The organism is uncultured Merdimonas sp. (assembly GCF_963929015.1).
Taxonomy (GTDB): domain Bacteria; phylum Bacillota; class Clostridia; order Lachnospirales; family Lachnospiraceae; genus Merdimonas.
Genome location: NZ_CAWVHE010000013.1, coordinates 469,148 through 491,458 on the forward strand (window position 1 = coordinate 469,148; position 22,311 = coordinate 491,458).

18 protein-coding genes, 3 tRNA genes and 1 pseudogene are annotated in these 22,311 nt (G+C 49.2%); 1 reads left to right on the forward strand and 21 read right to left on the reverse strand.

The features are described from left to right. Window positions 1-35: 35 nt before the first annotated feature. Entirely contained in the window at window positions 36-1,598 is a 1,563-nt protein-coding gene (gene cls, locus ABGT54_RS09330; protein ID WP_346663841.1) for a cardiolipin synthase, read from the reverse strand. Window positions 1,599-1,777: 179 nt separating this feature from the next. Between cls and ABGT54_RS09335 the strand changes: the two genes are divergently transcribed. Next, window positions 1,778-2,065 carry a hypothetical protein gene (locus tag ABGT54_RS09335; protein ID WP_346663842.1) on the forward strand — a complete coding sequence of 96 codons (288 nt, stop codon included), beginning with the start codon at window positions 1,778-1,780 and terminating at the stop codon, window positions 2,063-2,065. A gap of 66 nt (window positions 2,066-2,131) precedes the next feature. Here the strand turns inward: ABGT54_RS09335 and ABGT54_RS09340 are convergent, their stop codons facing one another. The 20 genes and pseudogenes from ABGT54_RS09340 to ABGT54_RS09435 form a co-directional block, all read right to left on the reverse strand. Next, complete coding sequence (locus ABGT54_RS09340) at window positions 2,132-3,562, reverse strand: PLP-dependent aminotransferase family protein (RefSeq protein WP_346663843.1); 1,431 nt, start codon at window positions 3,560-3,562, stop codon at window positions 2,132-2,134. Window positions 3,563-3,608: 46 nt separating this feature from the next. Then, window positions 3,609-5,279, reverse strand: a complete 1,671-nt coding sequence (locus tag ABGT54_RS09345) for a glutamine--tRNA ligase/YqeY domain fusion protein (protein ID WP_346663844.1) — start codon at window positions 5,277-5,279, stop codon at window positions 3,609-3,611. Window positions 5,280-5,410: 131 nt separating this feature from the next. Further along, window positions 5,411-5,483: transfer RNA gene (locus tag ABGT54_RS09350), tRNA-Thr, on the reverse strand. Between the two features lie 89 nt (window positions 5,484-5,572). Then, window positions 5,573-6,184, reverse strand: a pseudogene (gene sigH, locus ABGT54_RS09355) (RNA polymerase sporulation sigma factor SigH); the annotation flags it as partial. Window positions 6,185-6,222: 38 nt separating this feature from the next. Beyond that, the gene (gene rlmB / locus ABGT54_RS09360; protein WP_346663845.1) at window positions 6,223-6,972 is read right to left on the reverse strand and encodes a 23S rRNA (guanosine(2251)-2'-O)-methyltransferase RlmB; all 750 of its coding nucleotides are present in this window, start codon (window positions 6,970-6,972) and stop codon (window positions 6,223-6,225) included. 7 nt (window positions 6,973-6,979) lie between these two features. Next, complete coding sequence (locus ABGT54_RS09365) at window positions 6,980-7,438, reverse strand: ribonuclease III domain-containing protein (protein WP_346663846.1); 459 nt, start codon at window positions 7,436-7,438, stop codon at window positions 6,980-6,982. Next, window positions 7,423-8,829, reverse strand: a complete 1,407-nt coding sequence (gene cysS / locus ABGT54_RS09370) for a cysteine--tRNA ligase (protein WP_204907928.1) — start codon at window positions 8,827-8,829, stop codon at window positions 7,423-7,425. The genes ABGT54_RS09365 and cysS overlap by 16 nt, the downstream gene beginning before the upstream one ends. Before the next feature lie 156 nt (window positions 8,830-8,985). After that, window positions 8,986-11,052, reverse strand: a complete 2,067-nt coding sequence (locus ABGT54_RS09375) for a HAMP domain-containing sensor histidine kinase (RefSeq protein WP_346663847.1) — start codon at window positions 11,050-11,052, stop codon at window positions 8,986-8,988. Continuing rightward, window positions 11,024-11,725, reverse strand: a complete 702-nt coding sequence (locus tag ABGT54_RS09380; RefSeq protein ID WP_204907930.1) for a response regulator transcription factor — start codon at window positions 11,723-11,725, stop codon at window positions 11,024-11,026. The genes ABGT54_RS09375 and ABGT54_RS09380 overlap by 29 nt, the downstream gene beginning before the upstream one ends. Window positions 11,726-11,872: 147 nt before the next feature. Continuing rightward, a complete protein-coding gene (locus ABGT54_RS09385; protein ID WP_204907932.1) occupies window positions 11,873-12,046 on the reverse strand; it encodes a hypothetical protein in 174 nt (57 codons plus the stop codon). A gap of 260 nt (window positions 12,047-12,306) precedes the next feature. Continuing rightward, window positions 12,307-13,290, reverse strand: coding sequence for a GNAT family N-acetyltransferase (locus ABGT54_RS09390; protein ID WP_346663848.1), 984 nt, complete (start codon window positions 13,288-13,290; stop codon window positions 12,307-12,309). Between the two features lie 73 nt (window positions 13,291-13,363). After that, entirely contained in the window at window positions 13,364-13,912 is a 549-nt protein-coding gene (ispF, locus tag ABGT54_RS09395) for a 2-C-methyl-D-erythritol 2,4-cyclodiphosphate synthase (RefSeq protein ID WP_346663849.1), read from the reverse strand. Window positions 13,913-13,914: 2 nt separating this feature from the next. Further along, entirely contained in the window at window positions 13,915-14,253 is a 339-nt protein-coding gene (locus ABGT54_RS09400; protein WP_346663850.1) for a hypothetical protein, read from the reverse strand. 139 nt (window positions 14,254-14,392) lie between these two features. Next, window positions 14,393-15,637, reverse strand: coding sequence for a glycerate kinase (locus ABGT54_RS09405; RefSeq protein WP_346663851.1), 1,245 nt, complete (start codon window positions 15,635-15,637; stop codon window positions 14,393-14,395). Window positions 15,638-15,647: 10 nt separating this feature from the next. Continuing rightward, complete coding sequence (locus ABGT54_RS09410) at window positions 15,648-15,941, reverse strand: hypothetical protein (RefSeq protein ID WP_346663852.1); 294 nt, start codon at window positions 15,939-15,941, stop codon at window positions 15,648-15,650. Then, window positions 15,928-16,566, reverse strand: coding sequence for a hypothetical protein (locus ABGT54_RS09415; RefSeq protein ID WP_346663853.1), 639 nt, complete (start codon window positions 16,564-16,566; stop codon window positions 15,928-15,930). Before ABGT54_RS09415 ends, ABGT54_RS09410 begins: the two co-directional genes overlap by 14 nt. 103 nt (window positions 16,567-16,669) lie before the next feature. After that, a tRNA-Met gene (locus ABGT54_RS09420) sits at window positions 16,670-16,743 on the reverse strand. 8 nt (window positions 16,744-16,751) lie between these two features. Then, window positions 16,752-16,824 (reverse strand) — tRNA-Val (locus tag ABGT54_RS09425). 84 nt (window positions 16,825-16,908) lie between these two features. Continuing rightward, window positions 16,909-18,243, reverse strand: coding sequence for an NADP-specific glutamate dehydrogenase (gene gdhA / locus ABGT54_RS09430; RefSeq protein ID WP_346663854.1), 1,335 nt, complete (start codon window positions 18,241-18,243; stop codon window positions 16,909-16,911). 247 nt (window positions 18,244-18,490) lie between these two features. Next, window positions 18,491-22,288, reverse strand: coding sequence for a phosphoribosylformylglycinamidine synthase (locus ABGT54_RS09435; protein WP_346663968.1), 3,798 nt, complete (start codon window positions 22,286-22,288; stop codon window positions 18,491-18,493). Window positions 22,289-22,311 lie beyond the last annotated feature (23 nt).

Below are 22,311 nucleotides of genomic sequence, written 5' to 3' on the forward strand. Positions count from 1 at the left end.
CACCTTTGCATTATACTACAAAATTATTTTTCTGTCTACATCAATGGAGCGAACAACCGCAATACCTGTCCCAGGATTTTTGTCAGCATCGTCCGTTTTCTTACTTCTACCAGACTGACCTTGCGACACTTCAGAAGGGTCTGCTGAAAGTCCCGCTCGATCCGGTCTATTTCCGAATTATTATAAATGAACACACCGTTTTCAAAGTGGAGATACAGACTGCGGTAATCCAGATTGATGGTCCCCACCGTGGCAGTATCGTCATCTGAGACAAACACCTTGGCATGGACAAATCCCGGACGATATTCGTAGATCTGTACGCCGCCCTTGATCAGTTCTTTGTAATACGTCTTGGCAACCGCAAACGCATACCATTTGTCCGGGATGTGAGGCATGATGATGACTACTTCAATTCCGCTTTTGGCAGCCCGCTTTAATGTGGTCAGCATCTCATGATCCAGGATCAGGTAAGGCGTCATGATATGTACATACTTCCTGGCGTGATTGAGAATGTGGAAATACACTTCTTCCCCTACGTTTTCGTTGTCAAACGGACTGTCCGCATAAGGGATCACATAGCCAAGCTCCCGCTTAAGCCCCGCACGCTTCGGCGTCAGATAGTTTTCGTATTCTTCCGTTCTGCGCTCGTCGGCGTTCCACATCTGCAGAAAGATCATGGTCAGGCTCTGCACAGCGTCGCCTTCCAGCCTGATGGCCGTATCCTTCCAGTGCCCGAACCGCACTTTCCGGTTGATGTACTCGTCCCCCAGGTTGACGCCTCCGGTAAAACCGACTTTTCCGTCGATCACGCAGATTTTCCGGTGGTCTCTGTTGTTCTGCGTGGTAGACAGAAACGGCCGCACTTTATTTGCCATCTTGCACTTGATCCCATAGCGCTTCAGTCTGGCGGGATACCGGTAGGGAAGCATGGAGATCGCGCACATTCCATCGTACATAAACCGGACCTCTACGCCTTCTGCAGCTTTTTCCCTGAGGATGTTAAGGATGGTCCCCCACATATAGCCCTTTTCCACGATGAAATATTCCATGAAAATGAATTTTTCTGCTTTTTTCAATTCCTCCACCATGGCTTTGAACTTATATTCCCCCAGTGGATAGTAAGTGACGTCCGTATTCCTGTAAGTGGGGAAGCCCAGCTGACTGGACAGATAATAGGCCAGTTTGGCATTGGCTGACTTACTGGCCCAGATCGCGTCGATCACGTCCGGATCCTGCTCCATATAAGGGTCTGTTTCTATCTTAAGCGCCGCCAGCCGGTCCCGCATAAACCGGGTGCCCACCTGCATTTTTACAAAAATGTAAAATACCACGCCAAATACCGGAAATGCCAGCACACAGAGCATCCAGGTCATTTTAAAGGCCGGATTGCCTTCTGCGTTGATCAGGTAGATCAGAACCACCACCTGCAGGATCATCGTCGTTCCATACACATAGTGGATATATTCATGCAGATAATAGATACTGCCAAACATAATGGCAATCTGAACGAGCAGCAGGAGAAGAATAATCCCGGTTCTGCTGAATACAATACGCAGCAGACCTTTTTTTGCCGTTCCTGGTTCTTGCTGTTTACTCATACATTTTATCCTTTCCTTCTACAATACACGGCTACAGTGTAGCACAATTTGCCCAGCTTCTCAACTTGCTCGCCTTTTCTTTTCCCTTTTTCCTGTATTTTCTTTTGTTTTTTTGCAGAAAAAAAATCAAATCTGTGTTATGATAATAACCATAGAATGAAGGAAAGGAGTCCAGCATTATGGCAAAGTGGGTAAAGCGTCTGTTAAGCCTGGCCGCTGTCGGCAGCGCGGCCGCCGGTCTTATCTACTATTTCAAAAAAATCTACACAAAGAAAGATGACGGATCTGCAGCCGATTTTGAAGACGACGACTTCGATCTCGACAGCGATCTGAAACCAGTCGCAGACCGCGAGTATGTTCCTCTGACCCCAAAGGCAGAAGAAGAAACCAAAACTGAGGAGGAGACTCCGACAGAAGAAACAAAAGAAGCGGCAGAAGCAGAAGCCGAAACAGAAGCGCAAAAATAATGTGACGAAAGTGTGAACGGGGACGTAGACCTTTGCAAAAGGTCTACGTCCCCGTTCACACTTTCGTCACATTTTTCCCCAGCATTCTGCCAGTATTTCTGCTGCCTCCCGGATCTCCTGCTCTGACAGATTGGCATATCCCAGCAGGATGACCGGTTCTTTTCTGGCGGGTTGACAGATCCTGTAATCATTCAGGCCATAGACTCTGATCCCTGCTTCTTCTGCCTGGCGGATCAGATCTTCTTCTTTTCTGTCTTCCCGGAAATGCAGCAATAAGTGTACGCCTGCGTATTCTCCGGAAATCCTGCATATTCCGGATAAAGGCTTTAAGGCATCGATCAGTGCGTCGTGCCTGCTCTTATAAAGCGCTCGGGTCTTGTTCAGATGTCTTTCATAATACCCCTCTTCCAGAAAGCGCTCCATGATACGCTGATCTACTTTAGATACGGTGGAATGGATGAATCGATTCTTCGCCTCGTATTTTCTTAAAAGCGCGGGCGGCAGCACCATATAACTTAAACGGATCGCAGGCGCCACAGATCTGGAAAAGGTTCCCAGATATATCACCTTCCCACGGGCGTCCATTCCCTGAAGGGCCGGGATCGGTTTCCCTTTATATCTGAACTCACTGTCGTAATCGTCTTCGATGATGTACCTTTCTTCTCCGCCATCCGCCCATTTCAGCAGCTCCTGCCGGCGCCCCACAGGCATGACCGCACCGGTGGGATACTGATGAGAGGGCGTCACATAGGCAACCTCCGCATCCGTAAGCATCAGCGCTTCCACCTGCATTCCATTTTTATCTACCGGTACCGGAACGGTTTCATAAGACAGGCAGGAAAAAAGGCGATACGCCTGCATGTAAGCCGGATCTTCAAACGCCAGCTTTTTCCCGGTGCCAAGTATGGCGCAAAGAAGCATCAGCATATAATCATTTCCGGCGCCGATCACAATCTGATCCGGCGCACATTCCACTCCCCTTGCCTGATAGAGATAACTGCAGATCGCCCGCCGGAACCCTTCTTCTCCCCGGGTGTCTCCGGCCCGGAACAATTCTGTCCGGTCATCCAGGAGCACATCTTTCGACAGTTTCCGCCACACCTGGTAAGGGAAGCTCCCCACATCCACCCCGTTGGGAGTAAAGTCATAATGAAACTTTTTTTGCTCCGGCGTTTCTCCTGCCGTCTGCGGCAGCCGGACGTTCTCCTCCCCGGCCGGATTTTTATCCACATCCAGACAATACAGGTTCTCAATCCGTGCGGCAAAATACCCCCTGCACGGCTCAGACTCCAGATATCCTTCCGATAAAAGCTGTTCATACGCCAGCTCTACCGTACTTCTGCTCACATCCAGATGCCTGGACAGGGCTCTGGTAGAAGGGAGCTTTTCCCCACAGGGGATTTTCCCCTGCCGGATATTGCTTTTAATATAATCATAAATCTGTTCATAAAGAGGGATCTTGCTGTCCGTCTTCAGGCTGATGGTCAATTCATTCATAACGAAACTCCTGGGTCAAATGGAGACGCTCACCCTGTGTACCCCATTATGATTTTGGAAGCTTAAAGGAACTTTTGAGTGATACGATCCGGTTAAACACCAGGTGCTCCGGCGAGGAATCCCTGGAATCAATGCAAAAGTATCCATTTCGTACAAACTGGAAGCTGTCTGCGGCTTTCGCATCCGCAAAACTGTCTTCTACATAACAGTTTTTCCGCACTTCCAGGGAGTTGGGGTTCAGATTCAGAGACCCGTCTTCCTTATTGTAAACGCCTTTTTCTTCATCAACCAGATTCTCGTAAAGGCGTACTTCCGCCTGTTTTGCATGGGAAGCTTCCACCCAGTGAATGGTTCCCTTTACTTTTCTTCCGGTAAATCCGGTGCCGCATTTAGTCTCCGGATCGTAAGTGGCGTGTACCACCGTTACATTTCCGTTTTCATCTGTCTCATAACTTTCACACCGGACAAAATACGCGTTCATCAGACGTACCTCATTGCCCGGGAACAGGCGGAAATATTTCTTCGGAGGCTCGATCATAAAGTCTTCTCTCTCGATGTACAATTCTCTTCCAAAGGGGAGTTTACGGGTGCCAAGCTCCGGATTCTCCAGGTTGTTGTCCGCATCCAGATATTCCATCTCTCCCTCCGGGTAATTGTCGATCACCAGCTTAATGGGATCCAGGACAGCCATCATTCTTGGCCTTTTCAGCTTCAGATCCTCCCGGATACAATATTCCAGCATGGCATAATCCACCGAGCTCTGACTCTTGGACACACCACACAGTTCTACGAACATCTTGATGGACTCCGGCGTAAATCCCCTCCGCCTAAGGGCGGCGATTGATACCAGCCTGGGATCGTCCCATCCGTCCACGATGCCGTCCATGACCAGCTTTTTGATGTAGCGTTTTCCGGTCACCACGTTGGTCAGATACAACTTGGAAAACTCGATCTGCCGGGGAGCCGGATCAAACTCACACTCTCTTACCACCCAGTCATAGAGCGGCCTGTGATCCTCAAACTCCAGAGTACAAATGGAATGTGTGATCTTTTCCACCGCATCTTCAATGGGATGAGCAAAATCATACATGGGATAAATGCACCACTTGTCTCCGGTGTTGTGGTGAGTCATATGCGCCACACGATAAATGACCGGATCCCGCATGTTGATATTGGGAGAAGCCATGTCGATCTTCGCCCGCAGAACTTTTTCTCCGTCCTGATATTTTCCATCCTTCATCTCTTCAAACAGACGCAGGTTCTCCTCTACGGACCGGTCACGATAAGGGCTGTTTTTTCCCGGCTCGGTAAGCGTGCCTCTGTATTCCCGCATCTCTTCTGCAGAAAGGTCGCAGACAAAGGCCTTGCCATTTTTGATGAGCTTTACCGCGCACTCATACATGATATCAAAATAATCAGAAGCAAAATAAAGATGGTCCTTCCAGTCTGCCCCCAGCCACTGCACGTCTTCCTTAATGGACTCTACAAACTCCATATCCTCTTTGGTAGGATTGGTATCGTCAAACCTAAGATGAAACGTCCCGTGATACTTTTGGGCAAGTCCATAATTCAAAAGGATCGACTTGGCGTGTCCGATATGCAGATATCCGTTGGGTTCCGGCGGAAACCGGGTGCACACTTCCTGGTAAACCCCCTCTGCCAGATCCTTATCTATTTCCTGTTCTATAAAATTTTTGGAAACCACTTCTTCTCCCATATTGTTCCTCCTCGTTCTACGTCGCTGTACCTTATATTATCATAATTTTTTTTCTGAAACAAGCCATTCTCTCATGCACAACCAGACACGGATTTACCTACAAAAAAAACTCCCTGAATCAGGGAGTCCTAAGCTGCCGAGCGGAATCGAACCGCCGACCTCCGCCTTACCAAGGCGACGCTCTACCGACTGAGCCACGGCAGCAGGCATATATCTGTCATATGCAACAGTGATAATATACACTAACTAATGCCTGTTTGTCAACAACTATTTTCGCATTTTCTCTGTTCTTTTTACACTTTTTCCTGCTCCAGGATTTTCTGGGTCTTTGCTTTGATCCTCTGAAGCGCATTATCCACAGTTTTGGGACTCTTGTCCAGAAGTCTGGCAATGGTCTTGTAATCCGTGCCCCGCAGATGCAGATACAACACCCGCTTTTCCAGATCACTTAGCGACTCCTCCAACCGTACTTCCAGCTGTTCCGCATATTCCCGGCTGACCAGAAGTTCTTCCGGGTTGGTCTCCTCTGCAGCGGTGATGGTGTCGATCAGAGGCGCCTTTTCCCCATTGTCTTCATAAAACGATATATAAGTATTCAGCGGCGAATGCTTTTTTCTTCTGGACGCGGCAATGGCGGAATACATCTGTCTGGTGATGCAAAGCCTTGCGAAGCTGAAAAAAGAAGCTTCCTGGCGCACATCATAATCCTGCACAGCTTTGAATAATCCGATCATCCCTTCCTGGATCAGATCTTCGTTTTCTCCGCCCAGAAGATACATGGCATTGGCTTCTTTCCGCACCTGATCCTTATATTTTTCCATGATATGATCCAGGGCGTTTTTATCTCCTTCCCTGTATCTGCGGATCAGTTCTTCATCTGTCATCTTCTCATACTCTGCCACAGCGCGCCTCCTGTTTTTTGTCGCCGACCCGTCCGGTTCCCCTACCGTCGCTGTCTTACGATCTCATAAGCCAGGACGCCTGCCGCTACCGAAGCATTCAGGGAGTCAATATCCCCTTTCATAGGAATGGACGCCGTAAAATCACAGCTTTCTTTCACCAGACGGCCCACGCCCTCTCCTTCGCTTCCGACCACCAGTCCAATGGGACCCTTCAGATTCAGGTCATACATAGGCTCGCCGCCCATATCCGCGCACACAAACCACAGCCCCTGTGCCTTTAATTCTTCCATGGTCTTTACCAGATTGGTCACCTTTGCCACCGGTGTATAGTAAAGAGCGCCGGCCGAAGTTTTGGCTACCGTGGCCGTAAGCCCTGCCGCCCGCCTTTTGGGAATGATCACACCGTGTGCTCCCGCCAGATTGGCGGTACGGATAATGGCTCCCAGATTGTGCGGATCTTCGATGTTATCCAGCAGGATCAGAAATGGATCTTCTCCTCTTTCTCTTGCACGCTCCAGCATGTCGTCCACGGTAGAATAATGCCAGGAAGCGATCACAGCGATCACACCCTGATGCTTTCCGCTTTCAGATAACTGATTTAACCGTTCTTTGCTGACAAACTGGATCATGGTGTCCTGCTTTCTGGCTTCTCTTATAATAGACTGTACCGGCCCGTCCTTACAGCCGTCCAGCACATAGAGCCTGTCTACGGTTTTCCCGGAGCGAAATGCTTCCAGCACCGCATTTCTTCCCTCGATCCTGTTTTCATTTACTTTCTTTTCTTCCTGCATGCGACCTTCATTCCTTTATCAATCTATCGTCTTCCAGACTTTCTAATCCGTCACGGATCAGTTCCAGCATCCGCTTCCAGTCTTTTTTCAGATACAGATACCCCATCAGCGCTTCAAACCCGGTTGCCCTGCGGTAATCTGTCACAGACTGGTTTTTGGCAGGGGAAACACTTTTCGCGTTTCTTCCTCTTTTATAGACTGCATGTTCTTCTTCGGTAAGCCTGTCCTGGAGAACCCGCATCATCCGCGACTGCGCGGACGCCTGCACCAGGGCGCTGGTCTCCTGGTGCAGTTTCTGCACCTGTTTGTTGCCCCTGTTGATCACCAGCGTGCGGATCACCAGGTCATAGATGCCGTCCCCGATATAGGCCAGTGTAAGAGGTGAATATTCCTGGATATCCACCTCTTTTAACTGAAAGATTTCCTGCAGATATGAATCAAACTGCCACTCTAAGCCTTTTTCCATTTTACTCCTTCCCGGGTATCCTCCAGGATAATGCCTCTGGAGAGAAGTTCATCCCGGATCGCGTCTGCTTTTGCAAAATCCTTTGCCTTTCTGGCAGCCTGACGCTCTTCGATCATCTTTTCAATATCTTCTGCCAGCATCTCTTCTTTCTTATCCACGATCAGCCCCAGTACATCCGTCAATGTCACCAGACGTTTCAGAAGGGCGTCCAGATATTCCCCTGAGCTTTCCTCCGAAGTATTGGTATTCAGATATTTTACCAGATCAAAGACTGCTGCCACCGCATCGGCCGTATTAAAGTCGTCATCCATGGCGTCTTCAAACTCTTTTACGAATTCTTCTGTCTGGGCATATGCGCTCTTTTCTTCCTCTGTCATGGCCTCTGTCTTTGCATTTTTCCTCTTATACTTCAGATTCTCCGCCGCATTGACGATACGCTCCAGACCATTTTTCGACGCCTCCATCAGATCCGCGCTGAAGTTTAAGGGGCTTCGGTAGTGAGCGCTTAACATAAAGAAACGGAGCACCTGCAGATCGTACTGCTCGCTGATCTCCCGCACCGTGCGGAAATTGCCAAGAGACTTGCTCATCTTCTTATTGTCAATATTCAGGAATGCATTGTGCATCCAGTATTTCGCAAATTCTTTGCCATTGGCGGCCTCGCTCTGCGCGATCTCGTTCTCGTGATGAGGGAATACCAGATCCTCTCCGCCTGCATGGATATCGATCTGCTCGCCCAGGTATTTCTTGGACATCTCTGAGCACTCAATATGCCAGCCCGGACGGCCCTCGGACCAGGGAGACTCCCAGAAAGGCTCTCCTTCTTTTTTCGGTTTCCAGAGTACAAAATCCAGCGGATCTTCCTTTTCATCTTCTCCGGTCACCAGAAGAGAACGCTCTCCGGAACGGAGATCATCCAGATTCTTGTGGGACAGCTTGCCGTAATCCTGGAACTTTCTGGTACGGTAGTAAACCGTTCCGTTCTTCTCATAAGCATAGCCCTTATCGATCAGCGTCTGGATCATATCCACCATACCGCAGATCTCCTCTGTTGCCAGCGGGTGCTTTGTGGCCGGCTTGATGTTCATGCCTTCCATATCCTTTTTGCACTCCGCGATATACCGCTTGGAGATCTCGTCCGCAGTCACGCCTTCCTCGATCGCCTTTTTGATGATCTTGTCGTCCACATCCGTAAAATTGGAAACATAATTCACGTCGTATCCCTTGTATTCAAAATACCGGCGCACCGTATCAAATACTATCATAGGTCTGGCGTTTCCGATATGGATGAAATTATAAACGGTCGGTCCGCAGACGTACATCCTGACCTTTCCCTCTTCCAGGGGTACAAACTCTTCTTTTTGCTTTGAAAGGGTGTTGTAAAGTTTCATTTGCCGTCCTCCTTGCCTTTTTCTATTTCTCGCGGTCTATTGGATCCTTTGCCTGATAACAAAATACTTCGTCTCCTGCATGCAAGAGACGAAGTATATCCGCCATTCCACGTCTTTGTCATATCGGTTCTATCATATGTGAAAATCCCCGATTTGTCAACACGGATCTGGAAACCTGACCTCCGCTTTAAAGAGGTCTCCGTCCGTGTCTATCACAAACTCCCCTCCCTGAAGTTCGGTAAAGCTTTTTACGATGGCAAGGCCAAGGCCACAGCCTTCTGTATTTCTGGATACGTCTCCCCTGACGAAGCGGTCCGTGATGTCCTGTCCATGAAAATTCAGCTCCTGCGCAGATACATTTTTCATCCGGATCACCGCCGCTTTTTCCTGCTTCTCGATCTCCACATAGACCCGTGTATGAGGAAGGGCATATTTCACGATATTCATAAGAAGATTCTCAAAGATCCGGTAGGTTTTCTGACTGTCCAGCCGGACAATCAGCTTCTCTTCCGGAACGGTACATTTGAATTCCAGATCCGCGTCTTTGATCTTATCTTCCAGCTCCAGTTTCACCTGTTTTAACAGGTTCACGATATCTACATCCATCAGCTCCAGTTTCACATTGTCCGTACTGGCTTTGCTCACTTCAAAAAGATCTTCGATCAGCACCTTCAGCCTCTGGGATTTGCCTTCCAGCACCTGGATATATTCCTTTTGCTTTTCCGGATCTTCTTCCTTCTTTAAAAGATCCACATAGGTGATGATCGCTGTCAGCGGAGTCTTCAGGTCATGGGACACATTGGTGATCAGCTCCGTCTTCATCTTCTGGCTCTTCACCTCTTCCTCCACTGCCTTGTCAAAACCCTGCCGGATCTTCTCCAGGCCTTCCGCCACAGGAGCAAAGACGCCGGTCTCCTCCGGGATCTCTGTCTTCAGGCTTCCATCTGCGATCGCATTCACCGAATGGAGCATCCGGTCGTATTTTTCCCGGATCTCATTCAGATATTTTTCCAGGAAATAAAACAGAAGGATGGAGTAAAGCGCCAGTAAAATGATCCCATAATACCAGGTACAGCAGATCACGGTCAGGATCACAAAGTTGACGCCCACCACCTGCAGAACCTGCCGGTTGCTGATATCCGAAAGCTTCAGATCCGAAACCGACTGATAGATTTTTCGGATAGAATCTCCTGTTATCTGCCTGGCTTTTTGGATCCCCGTCCGCACGCGGCTCTCCGGAGCAAAGAACAGGCTGTGATTCCGGACGTATGTTTTGGACCGGAAACGGATCAGATTCCTTATGTTTCCTGCACACCAGTAAGTGGCTCCTGCATACAGAGCCCAGACGGCCAGATCCAGGATTCCGGTCCTTCCTTCGCTTTGCCAGATCATCCTTCCGGCATTCACCCATACCCCGATGACCACAACAGCCGTCCCGGCCGTCACCGCTTCCAGAGGCGCAAAGAACACTTTTTCTTCCCCTGTTCCAAAAGAGCGGATCAGCGGATAGAGACAGGCAGCCAGCGCCGCCACCGCCGTCAGGATCAGGATGTGAGATACTGCCGCTTTGGGAAGCTGATCGCTGTCCATGTAAAAGATTTCGCTTAGATAGGTCTGCAGATTCTCCTCCGACATGGCAAACGTAAACGAGCAGTCTTCCGGCATTGCGTAATACAGATCCTCCTTTGTATACCTGCGGTAAGATCCATTTTCCAGCCGGTTCAGAATTTCACGGAACCCTCTCTCAAGCTCTGTCCGATGGTCCTCTGTCGCAATCTCCACATCTGCCTTTCCTTCCTGATCGTAAGTAAGAGTCAGGCCCACAGCATAAGTGGTGATCCGGTAGCGCCCAAAGTCCCCGCTGTTGTTTCCCAGGCTGGTGGCCAGCACGTCTCCCTTCCCGTCCTTCATCACATATTCCAGATAGGGATAAAAGATTTCATACTCTTCCTGGATCTCCGCCGGAAGAAGACTTTCTCCCCGCAGGCCGTCCCCATTCGGGCGGTCTTCGTCTTCCCTTTCATAAAGGATCCAGGAGGCCTGCAGAAACTGCCCCAGAAAATCTTCCGATAACAACATCTGTTTTTCCGTCTCTTCCTGGTTCTCTTTCATCATCTGATCATAGATTCCATAATAAGATGTGATATGATACGCCAGCAGCACGATGGTTGCCGCGATCAAAACCACTGCAATCTTATGTCTGCTTTTCAATCTTGTATCCAACTCCCCACACCACCTTCAAATATTTCGGTTCCTTCGGGTTGATCTCAATCTTTTCCCGAATATTTCTTACATGTACCATAATGGTGTCTGTGCTGACAGCCCTCTCCTGCCAGACCCATTCATAAATCTCTTCGGCGGAAAACACTCTCCCCGGATGTTTCATCAAAAGCAGCAGGATCTTGTATTCCGTAGGCGTCACCTTCACCGGCTCCCCGTCCACGCTCACGGTCACCGCATCCTCATTCAGCTCCAGTCCTCCGACCACATGGATATTCTCACTTTTTGCATTCTGATCCAGCTTCTCCAGAAACCGTTTATACCGGCGAAGCTGGGAATTTACCCTTGCCAGAAGTTCCATGGGCTGAAACGGTTTGGTCACGTAATCGTCGGCCCCGATGTTAAGCCCCAGGATCTTGTCCACCTCTTCTGATTTGGCCGATAAAAAGATAATCGGGAAATCATATTTCTCCCGCAGCTTTTCCGTCATCCGGATCCCGTCCATCCGGGGCATCATCACATCCACGATGGCCAGGTGGATCTTTTCTTTCTCCGCGATCTCAAGGCCCTCGATCCCGTCTGCTGCCTGAAACACCTGATAGCCCTGGCTTTTTAGATAGATCTCGATCCCCTGGCGGATCTCTTTATCGTCTTCCGCCACCAGTATATGATCCATATCCCCACCTCCTTGTCTTCTTGTGTATAAGCATAGCTTATATTTCTAAAGAACGTAAAGACATATTTCAAAAGAAATTCTAAAGAAAAAGATGCCAGCTTTTGATAACTGGCATCATAAAGAACAACTACAATCTTTTGCTTCATTTTACTCCTTAAAAACTTTTAGCTCTGCCTCCTGGGTGGAAGGATTCGTATCAATTTCAAACTGATGTCCGCGAATAAACTCTCTCCGCGCTCTCGCCTCTTCAGAAAGCGGCTTTCTCTTACTTAAATCTTTCGTTGTAACAAAAGGTTGATCTGATATGCAAGCGTAGTTCATGACAATCCTCCCTTCCGATTTGTTTTTTCAAGTATAGCATTCCCAAAACGAAATGTAAAGATTACGATGTAGATAATGAAATATGGCAACGATGTAGATAATGAAATATGGCATTTTGCCAAAATATCCCAGGCAACCACACTATATAAAACCACCAGGATATCAATAGGATTATCTTGTTAATTACCTGTAGATTTTTCATACGTACAAAAAAACGCCGTGGCTTTTGCCACGGCGCATTCTATTCCTCTTCTCTATTTTTATACCACTTCATTCAGATACATTCCGGACAACGGAATGATCTTTTTCAGTTCTTCTTCCATCCGGTCTGTCATCTCCACACCGGGCGTCTTCCGCAGTTCTTCCGGCGTCTTCACGCCGAATATCAGATTCGTCAGCGCCCGGATCGGTAAAATTCCTTCACTGTTCTCCGGCTTTGCGTCCATCAGCATGATACCGGAAAATTCCGTGCCTGTCAGTACCAGGCAGCGGTTGTTTTCTTCAATCAGGGGATCGGTCACGGTAAAACACACGCCAGTCAGATAGTTTAGGCGAAGAGACATCAGCATCCGGCGCACATCCAGGATCCGGACCATGATCTTTGGCTTTTTCTCTTCCAGCTCCGGCACCCAGATAGCAAAATCCTTTACCGTCCCATCTTCTGCTTTCTTTATCAGCAGCTTGCCGCCGTCGCTTTCATACTCTCGCAGCATCCGGTGATAATACTTCGCGTCACGAACGGCATATACCTGATACTTCTGCCGCAGATACCTGTCTGCCGCATCAGCAAGAGCCGGGCAATCCGCTTCCTTTACCTGCATCCAGCCTTCCACGCTGTTAACATAAGGTCTTTCCTGTTCCAGAACAGTCCGGAAATCAAAGGGCTCGTAAATCTGTTCGGAAGCTGGCATCAGAAACGTGAAGATCTCACCTGCCTGATACAGATCCTGAAGCGCTTTCTTTAACACTGCCGCCATATAGCCTCTTCTCCTGCAGTCCTCTTTTGTCGCCACGGCGACAATATAGTGCGCTTTCTTTTCATTTCCGTTCACTGCCAGCGTATAAGGATTCAGATGTGCCATAGAGGCGATCCCCCCGTCTTCTTCCAGCACATAGATCTGATTATCCGCCGTCTTTTCTGTATAATAGTAATCCACAAACTCCTGACTGTCTTCTGAAAATGCCTCTTCATAGAGAGCCCTGGTCAGGATGTGTTCCTCTGGACTTAATCTTCGCACCTGCATCTATTCGTCTGCCTCTTTCCTTTTCTAATCATGGCCTGCCTGAATCTGGCGTTTCCTTTCCCGACACCCGCATCTACTGCGCGTGTCCGGGACAACGGGCGCATCCCTGGCATCCTTCTTCACTGTCAGCGGCCAGAAAGCTGACGTCCCGGAGCGATTCCAGCGCAGCCACAGCCTGGGAGGATATTCCTTCTCCGGTTCCGGTAAAGCCAAGGCCTTCTTCCGTGGTTGCCTTAATATTTACCTGGGAAATATCTATGCCAAGAGTTTCTGCCACGTTTTTTCGCATCTCTTCGATATGCGGCGCCATTTTGGGCCTCTGGGCAATAATGGTGGCGTCGATATTTCCCACCACATATCCTTCTTCTCCGATCAGTTCTCCCACCCGGGCAAGCAGCTGCAGACTGGAAGCTCCCTTATAAACAGGATCTGTATCCGGAAAATGTCTGCCGATATCTCCCAGAGCCGCAGCGCCAAGAAGAGCGTCCATAATCGCGTGCAGCAGCACATCTGCATCCGAATGGCCCAACAGTCCTTTCTCATAGGGAATCCTGACTCCGCCCAGGATCAGATCCCGTTCTTCCACCAGCCGGTGAACATCATATCCCATTCCGATCCGCATGTTTAGTCCTCCCTGTCCTTCCGCAATTCTTCATCCAAAGTTCTGTCCGTTAAGGTCTCTTCTGCCTTCTCATTGTCTGTGGCTGCATCCGCTTTCCGAAGCGCGCGCTCAATCTCGTCCGCATCATCATCCAGCATTTCTTTGTAATTATGTGTGACCAGATTTTTCACTGCCACAATCCCCCAGAAAAGCCCCAGGATCCCGAAAATCACGCCGGCCAGCGCATAGATCATATAATGTTCCGGCTGCTCTGCCAGAGACGAACGGATCAGGTTTACACCAAGATAAATAAGGGCTGCTCCCGCGATCACCCGAAAAATCAACGACTTTTTCTCCAACATAGTTTGTCCTCCGTCTGTTTTCTCAATCTGCAATCATTATACCTGATTTGCTTTTTTTTGTAAATCGAGATCAGAAAACGGACGTATTGTGTTTGAAACAATACGCCCGTTTTCTACTTTTATTTTTAATTGGAGGAAATCATTCTTCCGCGATCAGGATCAGCGCCACATCGTTTACATTGGTTCCGGTAGGTCCTGTCAGGATCAGACCGTCTGCTGCTTGAAGGGCATGGTAGGAATCGTTCCTTTTTAATGTCTCAAAAATAGAAATACCTTTTTCTTTGAGACATTCCCTTGTGGTTCCATCTACGATCCCGCCGGCAGCGTCCGTAGGGCCATCGGTTCCGTCCGAGCTGGCGGAGGCAACTACCACCCGTTCAAGCCCTGCGATCTCTTCCGCCGCAGCCAGCGCGATCTCTTGATTGCGGCCGCCTTTTCCAGTTCCTTTCAGATGGACAATGGTCTCTCCTCCGGCAACAAAAGCCTTTCTGACGCCCTTTTTTACCTGAAAAGCAGCGACGCTTCCCAGGAACGATCCGGCCTCCCTCGCCTCGCATGTCAGAGTATCTGTAAGGATCTCTGTCTCATAGCCGGCCTTCCTGCAAAGCTGTGCCGCTGACCGGCATAGCTGCCCTACACCTCCGGTCACATAAGTCTCTACATGGTTTAACGTCGTCACCGGATCTTCTTTCAAGGCCTTCATCACAGTCTCTGAAAATGACAGATCATATTTTTTTATGATCTCCAGGACTTCTTCTTCCGAAGCAGAGTCCGGATACGCAGGACCGGAAGCGATCATCTCCGGATGGTCTCCTACTACATCGGACAGGATTATCGCCGTCACCCGCGCCGGTTCACACAGCTTGGCAAAACGTCCTCCTTTTACCATGGAGAGTCGTTTGCGGATCTGATTTATTTCTCCGATATCCGCGCCGCAGGCCAGGAGGCTCTGATTGATCTTTTTCAGTTCTTCCAGAGGGATCTTCGGTTTCTCAAACAATGCCGATCCACCGCCCGAGAGCAGAAATAAGACCTGATCCTCCGAAGAAAGACTCTGTACAGCTTCCAAAACCGTTTCTGTGGCTTTCACAGAATTATCATCCACCACCGGATGCCCTGCCTCCATGATCTCGATCCGGGGGATCTCTCCTTTGAAATGTCCGTATTTTGTAATTACATATCCCTTTTCGTAACGATCCCCGAGACAATCTGCCGCCGTCTTTGCCATCTGCCAGGCCGCTTTTCCTACGGCTACGAGAATGATCTTTCCTCTGCCAGGGGAAATCTTCTCAAGGGCCCGCCGCACTGCCTCATCCGGACGGGACAGCCAAAATGCTTCCTCTATGATCCTAAGCGCATCCCTGCGAAGCTGCTCTCTCCCCATATTCTGTCTCCTATTTTTCATTCTTTTTTATCTCAACAGCTACTTGTTCTACCTCTGCATCATACTCCTCCAGAAGCCAGGTTGCAAGATCTGCGGCAAGCTTTTTTGTGCCTTCATCTGCCCCACATACTGCAATCTCATCTCGCAAAATATTAACTTCCAGATGATTTCTGAATAAATATTGATAAGTCTTTACGAGTGATTCAACGTCCCTGTCCTTTGGACACACCAGCACCACCTTATGTTCAGCGCAGTATGCTTTCAGTTTTTTCATTTCCGGGTAGTGTTCATCAGCATTCCACAATTGTAGATATCCCATTTGTAATGACGGAGATCTCCTCCGTCTCTCCCACACAGGCTCTTGCGTCGCTTAGCGCCGCCTCAAGCGATCGCTCATAGGTCATCTTCATTTCTTCAATCTGCTGCTTCAGGGATGGATTGGTCACAAAAAAAATCTGATATTTTTCAATCGTCTTTGCCAGAATCTGGTACTGCCACTGATCCGGCAACGTCTCATCCATTGGTGTGGAACGGATTTCTGCCAGAAGGTCCTGGATAGTCTCACACTCTTTTAACTTCTCATAGAACACATCCCCACAGATGCCGTCCCTGCATTCCGCACAGATAATGATGGCTCCGCCCTCGCTTACCGCACGGGCAGCTGTGGAAATCCCCTTAACCGCCTGATACACGTTCTGGTCTGTAGGATATCCCCCGTTTGAAGTTATGATGATCTTACGTTTGCGGTCAGGCTTTACCTTACAATACTTTCCGAGATATTCACAGCCTGTCAGATGTGCTGCTATCGCATCTCCTGCAAATGCCGCCACTATCTTTTTCTCCTCATTAATTACCACATTTACAATATATTTAAGACATGCCAATCTGACGGCAGCCAGCATATCCCTGTGGACAGGATTATCTTCCAAACTGCCCGCCACCGCATAAGGGCTGTCAATAAACTTGCTGATAACCTGATCCTCTCAACAGATATCAGGCATTAAAAAAAAGCCCGTAAAAACGGGCTTTCAGTAGCGGGAACTGGATTTGAACCAGCGACACCACGGGTATGAACCGTGTGCTCTAGCCAACTGAGCTATCCCGCCATATGGTATGGGGCCTATAGGGCTCGAACCTATGACCCTCTGCTTGTAAGGCAGATGCTCTCCCAGCTGAGCTAAGACCCCATATCCTGCGGGTCCGTATCTCGAACCCGCTTTGCTATTATACTATTAACTTCTTTCAAATGTCAACACTTTTTTTCAATTTTTTTAGACGATTCCCTGAGCGGTCATAGCGTCCACTACTTTTTCAAATCCGGCAATGTTTGCTCCTGCCACATAGTTGCCTTCCATGCCGTAGCGTTTTGCCGCATCCACCATGTTGTGGCAGATGTTGACCATGATTCCTTTCAGCTTGCTGTCCACTTCTTCAAAGGTCCAGCTTAAGCGCTCGCTGTTCTGTGACATCTCCAGTGCGGATGTTGCAACACCGCCGGCATTCGCTGCTTTTCCAGGTGCGAACATCACGCCGTTTTTCTGCAGGTATTCGGTTGCCTCAATGGTAGTCGGCATATTGGCGCCTTCTGCCACGATGATGCATCCGTTTGCAACCAGCTGTTTTGCATCCTCCAGAAGCAGCTCGTTCTGGGTTGCACAGGGAAGTGCGATGTCTACTTTTACAGACCATACGCCGCGGCCCTCATGGTATTCGGAATTCGGACGATACTTCTTGTACTCGGTCAGACGGGCGCGGTTTACTTCCTTGATCTCTTTTAATGCAGCCACATCAATGCCTTCCGGATCATAGACCCATCCGGTAGAATCGCTGACTGTCACTACCTTTGCGCCCAGCTGCTGTGCTTTTTCTGTTGCGTAGATCGCCACATTTCCGGAACCGGATACAGCAACGGTCTTGCCTGCAAGTTCAATACCGTTCAGTTTCAGAAGTTCTTCTGTCAGATACAGAAGACCATATCCGGTAGCTTCTGTTCTTGCCAGAGATCCGCCGTAGCTTAATCCTTTTCCGGTCAGCACGCCTTCGTACAGTCCACGGATTCTCTTGTACTGGCCGAACATATAGCCGATCTCTCTTGCGCCGGTACCGATATCTCCAGCCGGCACGTCTGTGTCAGCGCCGATATATTTACAAAGTTCTGTCATAAAGCTCTGACAAAAAGCCATGACTTCTCTGTCAGATTTGCCCTTCGGATCAAAGTCAGAACCACCTTTCCCTCCTCCGATCGGAAGGCCTGTCAATGAATTCTTGAAAATCTGCTCAAAGCCGAGGAACTTGATAATTCCAAGGTTTACAGACGGGTGAAGACGAAGACCGCCCTTGTAAGGTCCGATGGCGCTGTTAAACTGTACTCTGTAGCCGGTGTTTACCTGCACCTGCCCTTTATCGTCTACCCACGGAACGCGGAACTTAAACTGTCTCTCCGGCTCTACCAGACGTTCCAGCAGTGCGTCTTTTCTGTACTTTTCTTCATTTGCTTCGATCACAACTCTCAAAGACTCCAGAACTTCTTTCACTGCCTGGTGAAATTCCGGCTCTGCCGGGTTCTTTGCTACTACTTTTTCCAAGACTTCATCCACATATGACATACTTTCTTCCTCCTTGATGCTTTGATTCCTGTATAGAAAAAGGAGCAGACAAACATGTCTGCTCCTTCCTACACCGTTGACACCTTTGTCTCTTTAACAGAATAAAGTATCCCGGCAAAAAACACAAGTATTTTTTTGCATTTTTATTGATTTTTTGCAACTATATAAATTTTTTCCTGCATTTTAATTGATTTTTGTTAATTTTTGCAGATGGAAATGCAACTTATTTGCTTGTAAAATTCACTTTTTATCTGAAATATGCAACTCCGGACTCAAAGATCTTCATATCCTGCTCTCCGTAAATATTTACGGCAACGCTGCGGCCTCTCCGCTCGGAATGAGCCATCTTGCCAAGGACTCTTCCGTCCGGGCTTGTGATGCCCTCGATCGCATAGTAGGAACCGTTCACATTCCACTCTTCATTGTCGGTGATATTTCCTTCCGGATCACAGTATCTGGTCGCCACCTGACCGTTTGCGAAGAGTCTCTGGATGGTCTCTAGGGGCGCAACAAATCTTCCTTCTCCGTGAGAAGCCGGATTGACATAAACGCCGCCAAGTTCAGCCTGTGCAAGCCACGGGGACTTGTTGGTAACAACCTTTGTATAAACCATCTTGGAAATATGACGTCCGATGGTATTATAGGTCAGCGTTGGGGAAGCCTCGGTCTGTCCGGTGATCTTTCCATTCGGTACCAGGCCAAGCTTGATCAGCGCCTGGAAGCCGTTGCATACGCCAAGCACCAGTCCGTCTCTTTCATTCAGCAGTTTTTCTACTGCTTCTTTGAGCTTTGCATTCTGGAACGCAGTCGCAAAGAATTTCGCGGAACCGTCCGGCTCGTCGCCTGCGCTGAAGCCGCCCGGGAACATAATGATCTGCGCCTGTGCGATGGCCTGCTCAAATACCTGGACAGAATCCACGATATCCGCAGCGCTTAAGTTCTTGAATACTTTCGTCACAACCTTTGCGCCTGCCCGTTCAAAGGCCTTTCCGCTGTCATACTCACAGTTGGTTCCCGGGAATACCGGAATAAATACTGTGGGCTGCGCGATCTTATGACTGCAGATATGTACGCGGGACGCGTGGAAACATCCGTCTGCCCTAAGGCTTCCTTCCTCAGTCTCTGCCGGTTCCAGCGTCCATGTTCCGGTCTGATCTTCTGCGCCGGATCTGGTGGCAAATACCTTCTCCAGTGTACCTTTCCATGCCTCTTCGGCTTCGTCAAGCCCGATGACGCAGTCTCCATAGGAGAATCTGCCGTCCTCTGTCACTTCTCCGATCACAGTATAGGTGATCTGAAGATTTCCAACCTGTCCGTCCGGAACCTCTGCAATGATATCGCCAAATCCCGGCGCAAAGAAATCTCTGGGATCCAGATTGTGCTCGATCTTTACGCCAAGCCCGTTTCCAAACGCCATCTTGCTGACTGCTGATGCGATACCGTGACGGTCAAGCGCGTATGCGGACAGGATCCTGCCTGCGCGGATATCTTCTGTAAATTTACCATACTGCTCCATCACTTTTTCGTAGACCGGTACGTCGTAATCATCGGTCTCGATCCGCAGCCATACCAGCTTGCTGCCGGCCTTCTTAAGCTCCGGTGTGATGATGTCTTTTTCTTTTGCCACATCCACGGCAAAGGATACCAGTGTAGGCGGCACATCAATATCCTCGAAGGTACCGGACATACTGTCCTTTCCTCCGATGGACGGCAGCCCGAATCCAAGCTGTGCGTTATATGCTCCAAGGAGCGCCGCAAAAGGCTGGCTCCATCTGTGCGGATCTTCTGTCATACGACGGAAATACTCCTGGAAGGTAAATCGGATCTTTGAGTAATCTCCTCCGGATGCCACGATCTTTGCAACGGATTCTGTCACAGCATAAATGGCTCCGTGATACGGGCTCCAGGTAGAAAGGTAAGGATCAAATCCGTAACTCATCATCGTCACGGTGTCGCAGTCTCCTTTCAGCACCGGAAGTTTTGCCACCATAGCCTGGGTCTCTGTCATCTGATATTTTCCGCCGTGGGGCATGAAGACAGATCCGGCACCGATCGAACCGTCAAACATCTCCACCAGTCCCTTCTGGGAGCATACGTTCAGATCTTTCAGCGTATTCATCCACTGCTCTTTTACGTCTTTTACTTCCTGTCTGGTAAGAACCGTATCCTTCCGGTCCGGAATATCAACAGCCACCGTTGTCTCCTGATGAGCGCCGTTGGTATCCAGGAACGCGCGGGAAAGATTGACGATCTCTTTTCCTCTCCAGCAGAGCACCAGTCTGGGTTCTTCTGTTACAACAGCCACTCTGGTAGCCTCCAGGTTTTCTTCGGAAGCATACGCCATAAACGCATCGGCGTCTTTGGGGTCTACCACGACCGCCATACGTTCCTGGGATTCGGAAATGGCGATCTCGGTTCCGTCAAGTCCTGCATATTTTTTCGGCACTTTATCAAGATCCACTCTCAGGCCGTCAGCCAGCTCTCCGATGGCAACGGATACGCCGCCTGCGCCAAAGTCGTTACATTTTTTGATCAGCCTGCTGACTTCTTCTCTGCGGAACAGTCTCTGGATCTTGCGCTCTGTAGGCGGATTTCCCTTCTGGACTTCCGCGCCGCAGGTGGTGGTGGACTCTTCGGTATGTACCTTGGAGGATCCGGTCGCTCCTCCGCATCCGTCACGGCCGGTGCGTCCGCCCAGCAGGATGATGATATCTCCCGGATCCGAGGTTTCACGGATCACGGCTCTTCTTGGAGCTGCGCCAAGCACCGCTCCGATCTCCATACGTTTTGCCACATAGTTGGGGTGATAGATTTCTTTTACCGCGCCGGTGGCAAGGCCGATCTGGTTGCCGTAGGAACTATAGCCGTGGGCCGCCTCTCTTACCAGTTTCTTCTGGGGAAGCTTGCCCTTCAGGGTGTCTTTTGCAGAAACAGTGGGATCTGCCGCTCCGGTCACACGCATTGCCTGATATACATAGGTTCTGCCGGACAAGGGATCACGGATGGCGCCGCCAAGACAGGTGGCCGCTCCACCGAAAGGCTCGATCTCTGTCGGATGATTATGGGTCTCATTTTTAAAGTTTACCAGCCATTCTTCTTCCACACCGTCTACTGTTACCGGCACAACGATACTGCAGGCATTGATCTCTTCGGATTCTTCCTGATCTTCCAGTTTTCCTTCTTTTTTTAATTTCCGCATTGCCATCAGGGCCAGATCCATCAGGCAGACAAACTTATCCTCTCTGCCTTTAAAAATCTCGCTGTGATCCTTCAGATACTGACGGTAGGTTTCCTGGATCGGTTCCTTATAGTCTCCTTCTCCAAAGGAAACGTCTGTCAGTTCCGTGGAGAAAGTAGTATGACGGCAATGATCGGACCAGTAGGTATCCAGAACCCGGATCTCTGTCATAGACGGATCTCTGTGTTCCTCATTCCGGAAATAGTTCTGGATATGAAGAAAGTCTTTGAATGTCATAGCAAGGCCCAGAGAATCGTACAGTTCTTTTAATGGCGCTTCTTCCATGTCTTTGAAGCCATCAAAGATCCGCACGTCTTCCGGCTCCTCAAACTTTGTCACCAGAGTGTCCGGTTTTTCCATGCCGGTCTCTCTGGAATCCACCGGATTGATGCAGTGCTTTTTCACTGCCTCAAACTCTTCATCCGTAAGATTCCCCTCTACCACATAGGTCGTGGCGGTATGGATCACCGGCTGCTCGTCCTCTTTGATAAACTGCACGCACTGCACCGCGGAGTCCGCCCGCTGGTCAAACTGACCCGGCAGGAATTCTACAGAAAATACACGGCTTCCTTCGGCCATCGGAAATTCTTCTTTATAAAGGATATCAACCGGCGGCTCTGAAAAAATGCCATTGCAGGCCTTTTCAAAAGTCTCGTCGGTAATGTTTTCCACATCGTACCGGATCAGCACCCGGACATTCTTCAGATCTTTGATCCCCAGATATCCGTGAAGCTCGTGATACAGATCCTTTGCCTGAACCGCGTACTCCGGCTTCTTTTCCACATATACTCGTTTTACATTGCCCATAAAACTTCCTCCATCTTGTTTCT

Excerpts from the sequence above, each read along its gene's own strand:
- cls (WP_346663841.1), bottom strand. The coding sequence starts at position 1,598 with ATGAGTAAACAGCAAGAACCAGGAACGGCAAAAAAAGGTCTGCTGCGT.
- ABGT54_RS09335 (WP_346663842.1), top strand. The coding sequence starts at position 1,778 with ATGGCAAAGTGGGTAAAGCGTCTGTTAAGCCTGGCCGCTGTCGGCAGC.
- ABGT54_RS09340 (WP_346663843.1), bottom strand. The coding sequence starts at position 3,562 with ATGAATGAATTGACCATCAGCCTGAAGACGGACAGCAAGATCCCTCTT.
- ABGT54_RS09345 (WP_346663844.1), bottom strand. The coding sequence starts at position 5,279 with ATGGGAGAAGAAGTGGTTTCCAAAAATTTTATAGAACAGGAAATAGAT.
- rlmB (WP_346663845.1), bottom strand. The coding sequence starts at position 6,972 with ATGCAGGAAGAAAAGAAAGTAAATGAAAACAGGATCGAGGGAAGAAAT.
- ABGT54_RS09365 (WP_346663846.1), bottom strand. The coding sequence starts at position 7,438 with ATGGAAAAAGGCTTAGAGTGGCAGTTTGATTCATATCTGCAGGAAATC.
- cysS (WP_204907928.1), bottom strand. The coding sequence starts at position 8,829 with ATGAAACTTTACAACACCCTTTCAAAGCAAAAAGAAGAGTTTGTACCC.
- ABGT54_RS09380 (WP_204907930.1), bottom strand. The coding sequence starts at position 11,725 with ATGGATCATATACTGGTGGCGGAAGACGATAAAGAGATCCGCCAGGGG.
- ABGT54_RS09385 (WP_204907932.1), bottom strand. The coding sequence starts at position 12,046 with ATGAACTACGCTTGCATATCAGATCAACCTTTTGTTACAACGAAAGAT.
- ABGT54_RS09390 (WP_346663848.1), bottom strand. The coding sequence starts at position 13,290 with ATGCAGGTGCGAAGATTAAGTCCAGAGGAACACATCCTGACCAGGGCT.
- ispF (WP_346663849.1), bottom strand. The coding sequence starts at position 13,912 with ATGCGGATCGGAATGGGATATGATGTTCACCGGCTGGTGGAAGAACGG.
- ABGT54_RS09400 (WP_346663850.1), bottom strand. The coding sequence starts at position 14,253 with ATGTTGGAGAAAAAGTCGTTGATTTTTCGGGTGATCGCGGGAGCAGCC.
- ABGT54_RS09405 (WP_346663851.1), bottom strand. The coding sequence starts at position 15,637 with ATGGGGAGAGAGCAGCTTCGCAGGGATGCGCTTAGGATCATAGAGGAA.
- gdhA (WP_346663854.1), bottom strand. The coding sequence starts at position 18,243 with ATGTCATATGTGGATGAAGTCTTGGAAAAAGTAGTAGCAAAGAACCCG.
- ABGT54_RS09435 (WP_346663968.1), bottom strand. The coding sequence starts at position 22,288 with ATGGGCAATGTAAAACGAGTATATGTGGAAAAGAAGCCGGAGTACGCG.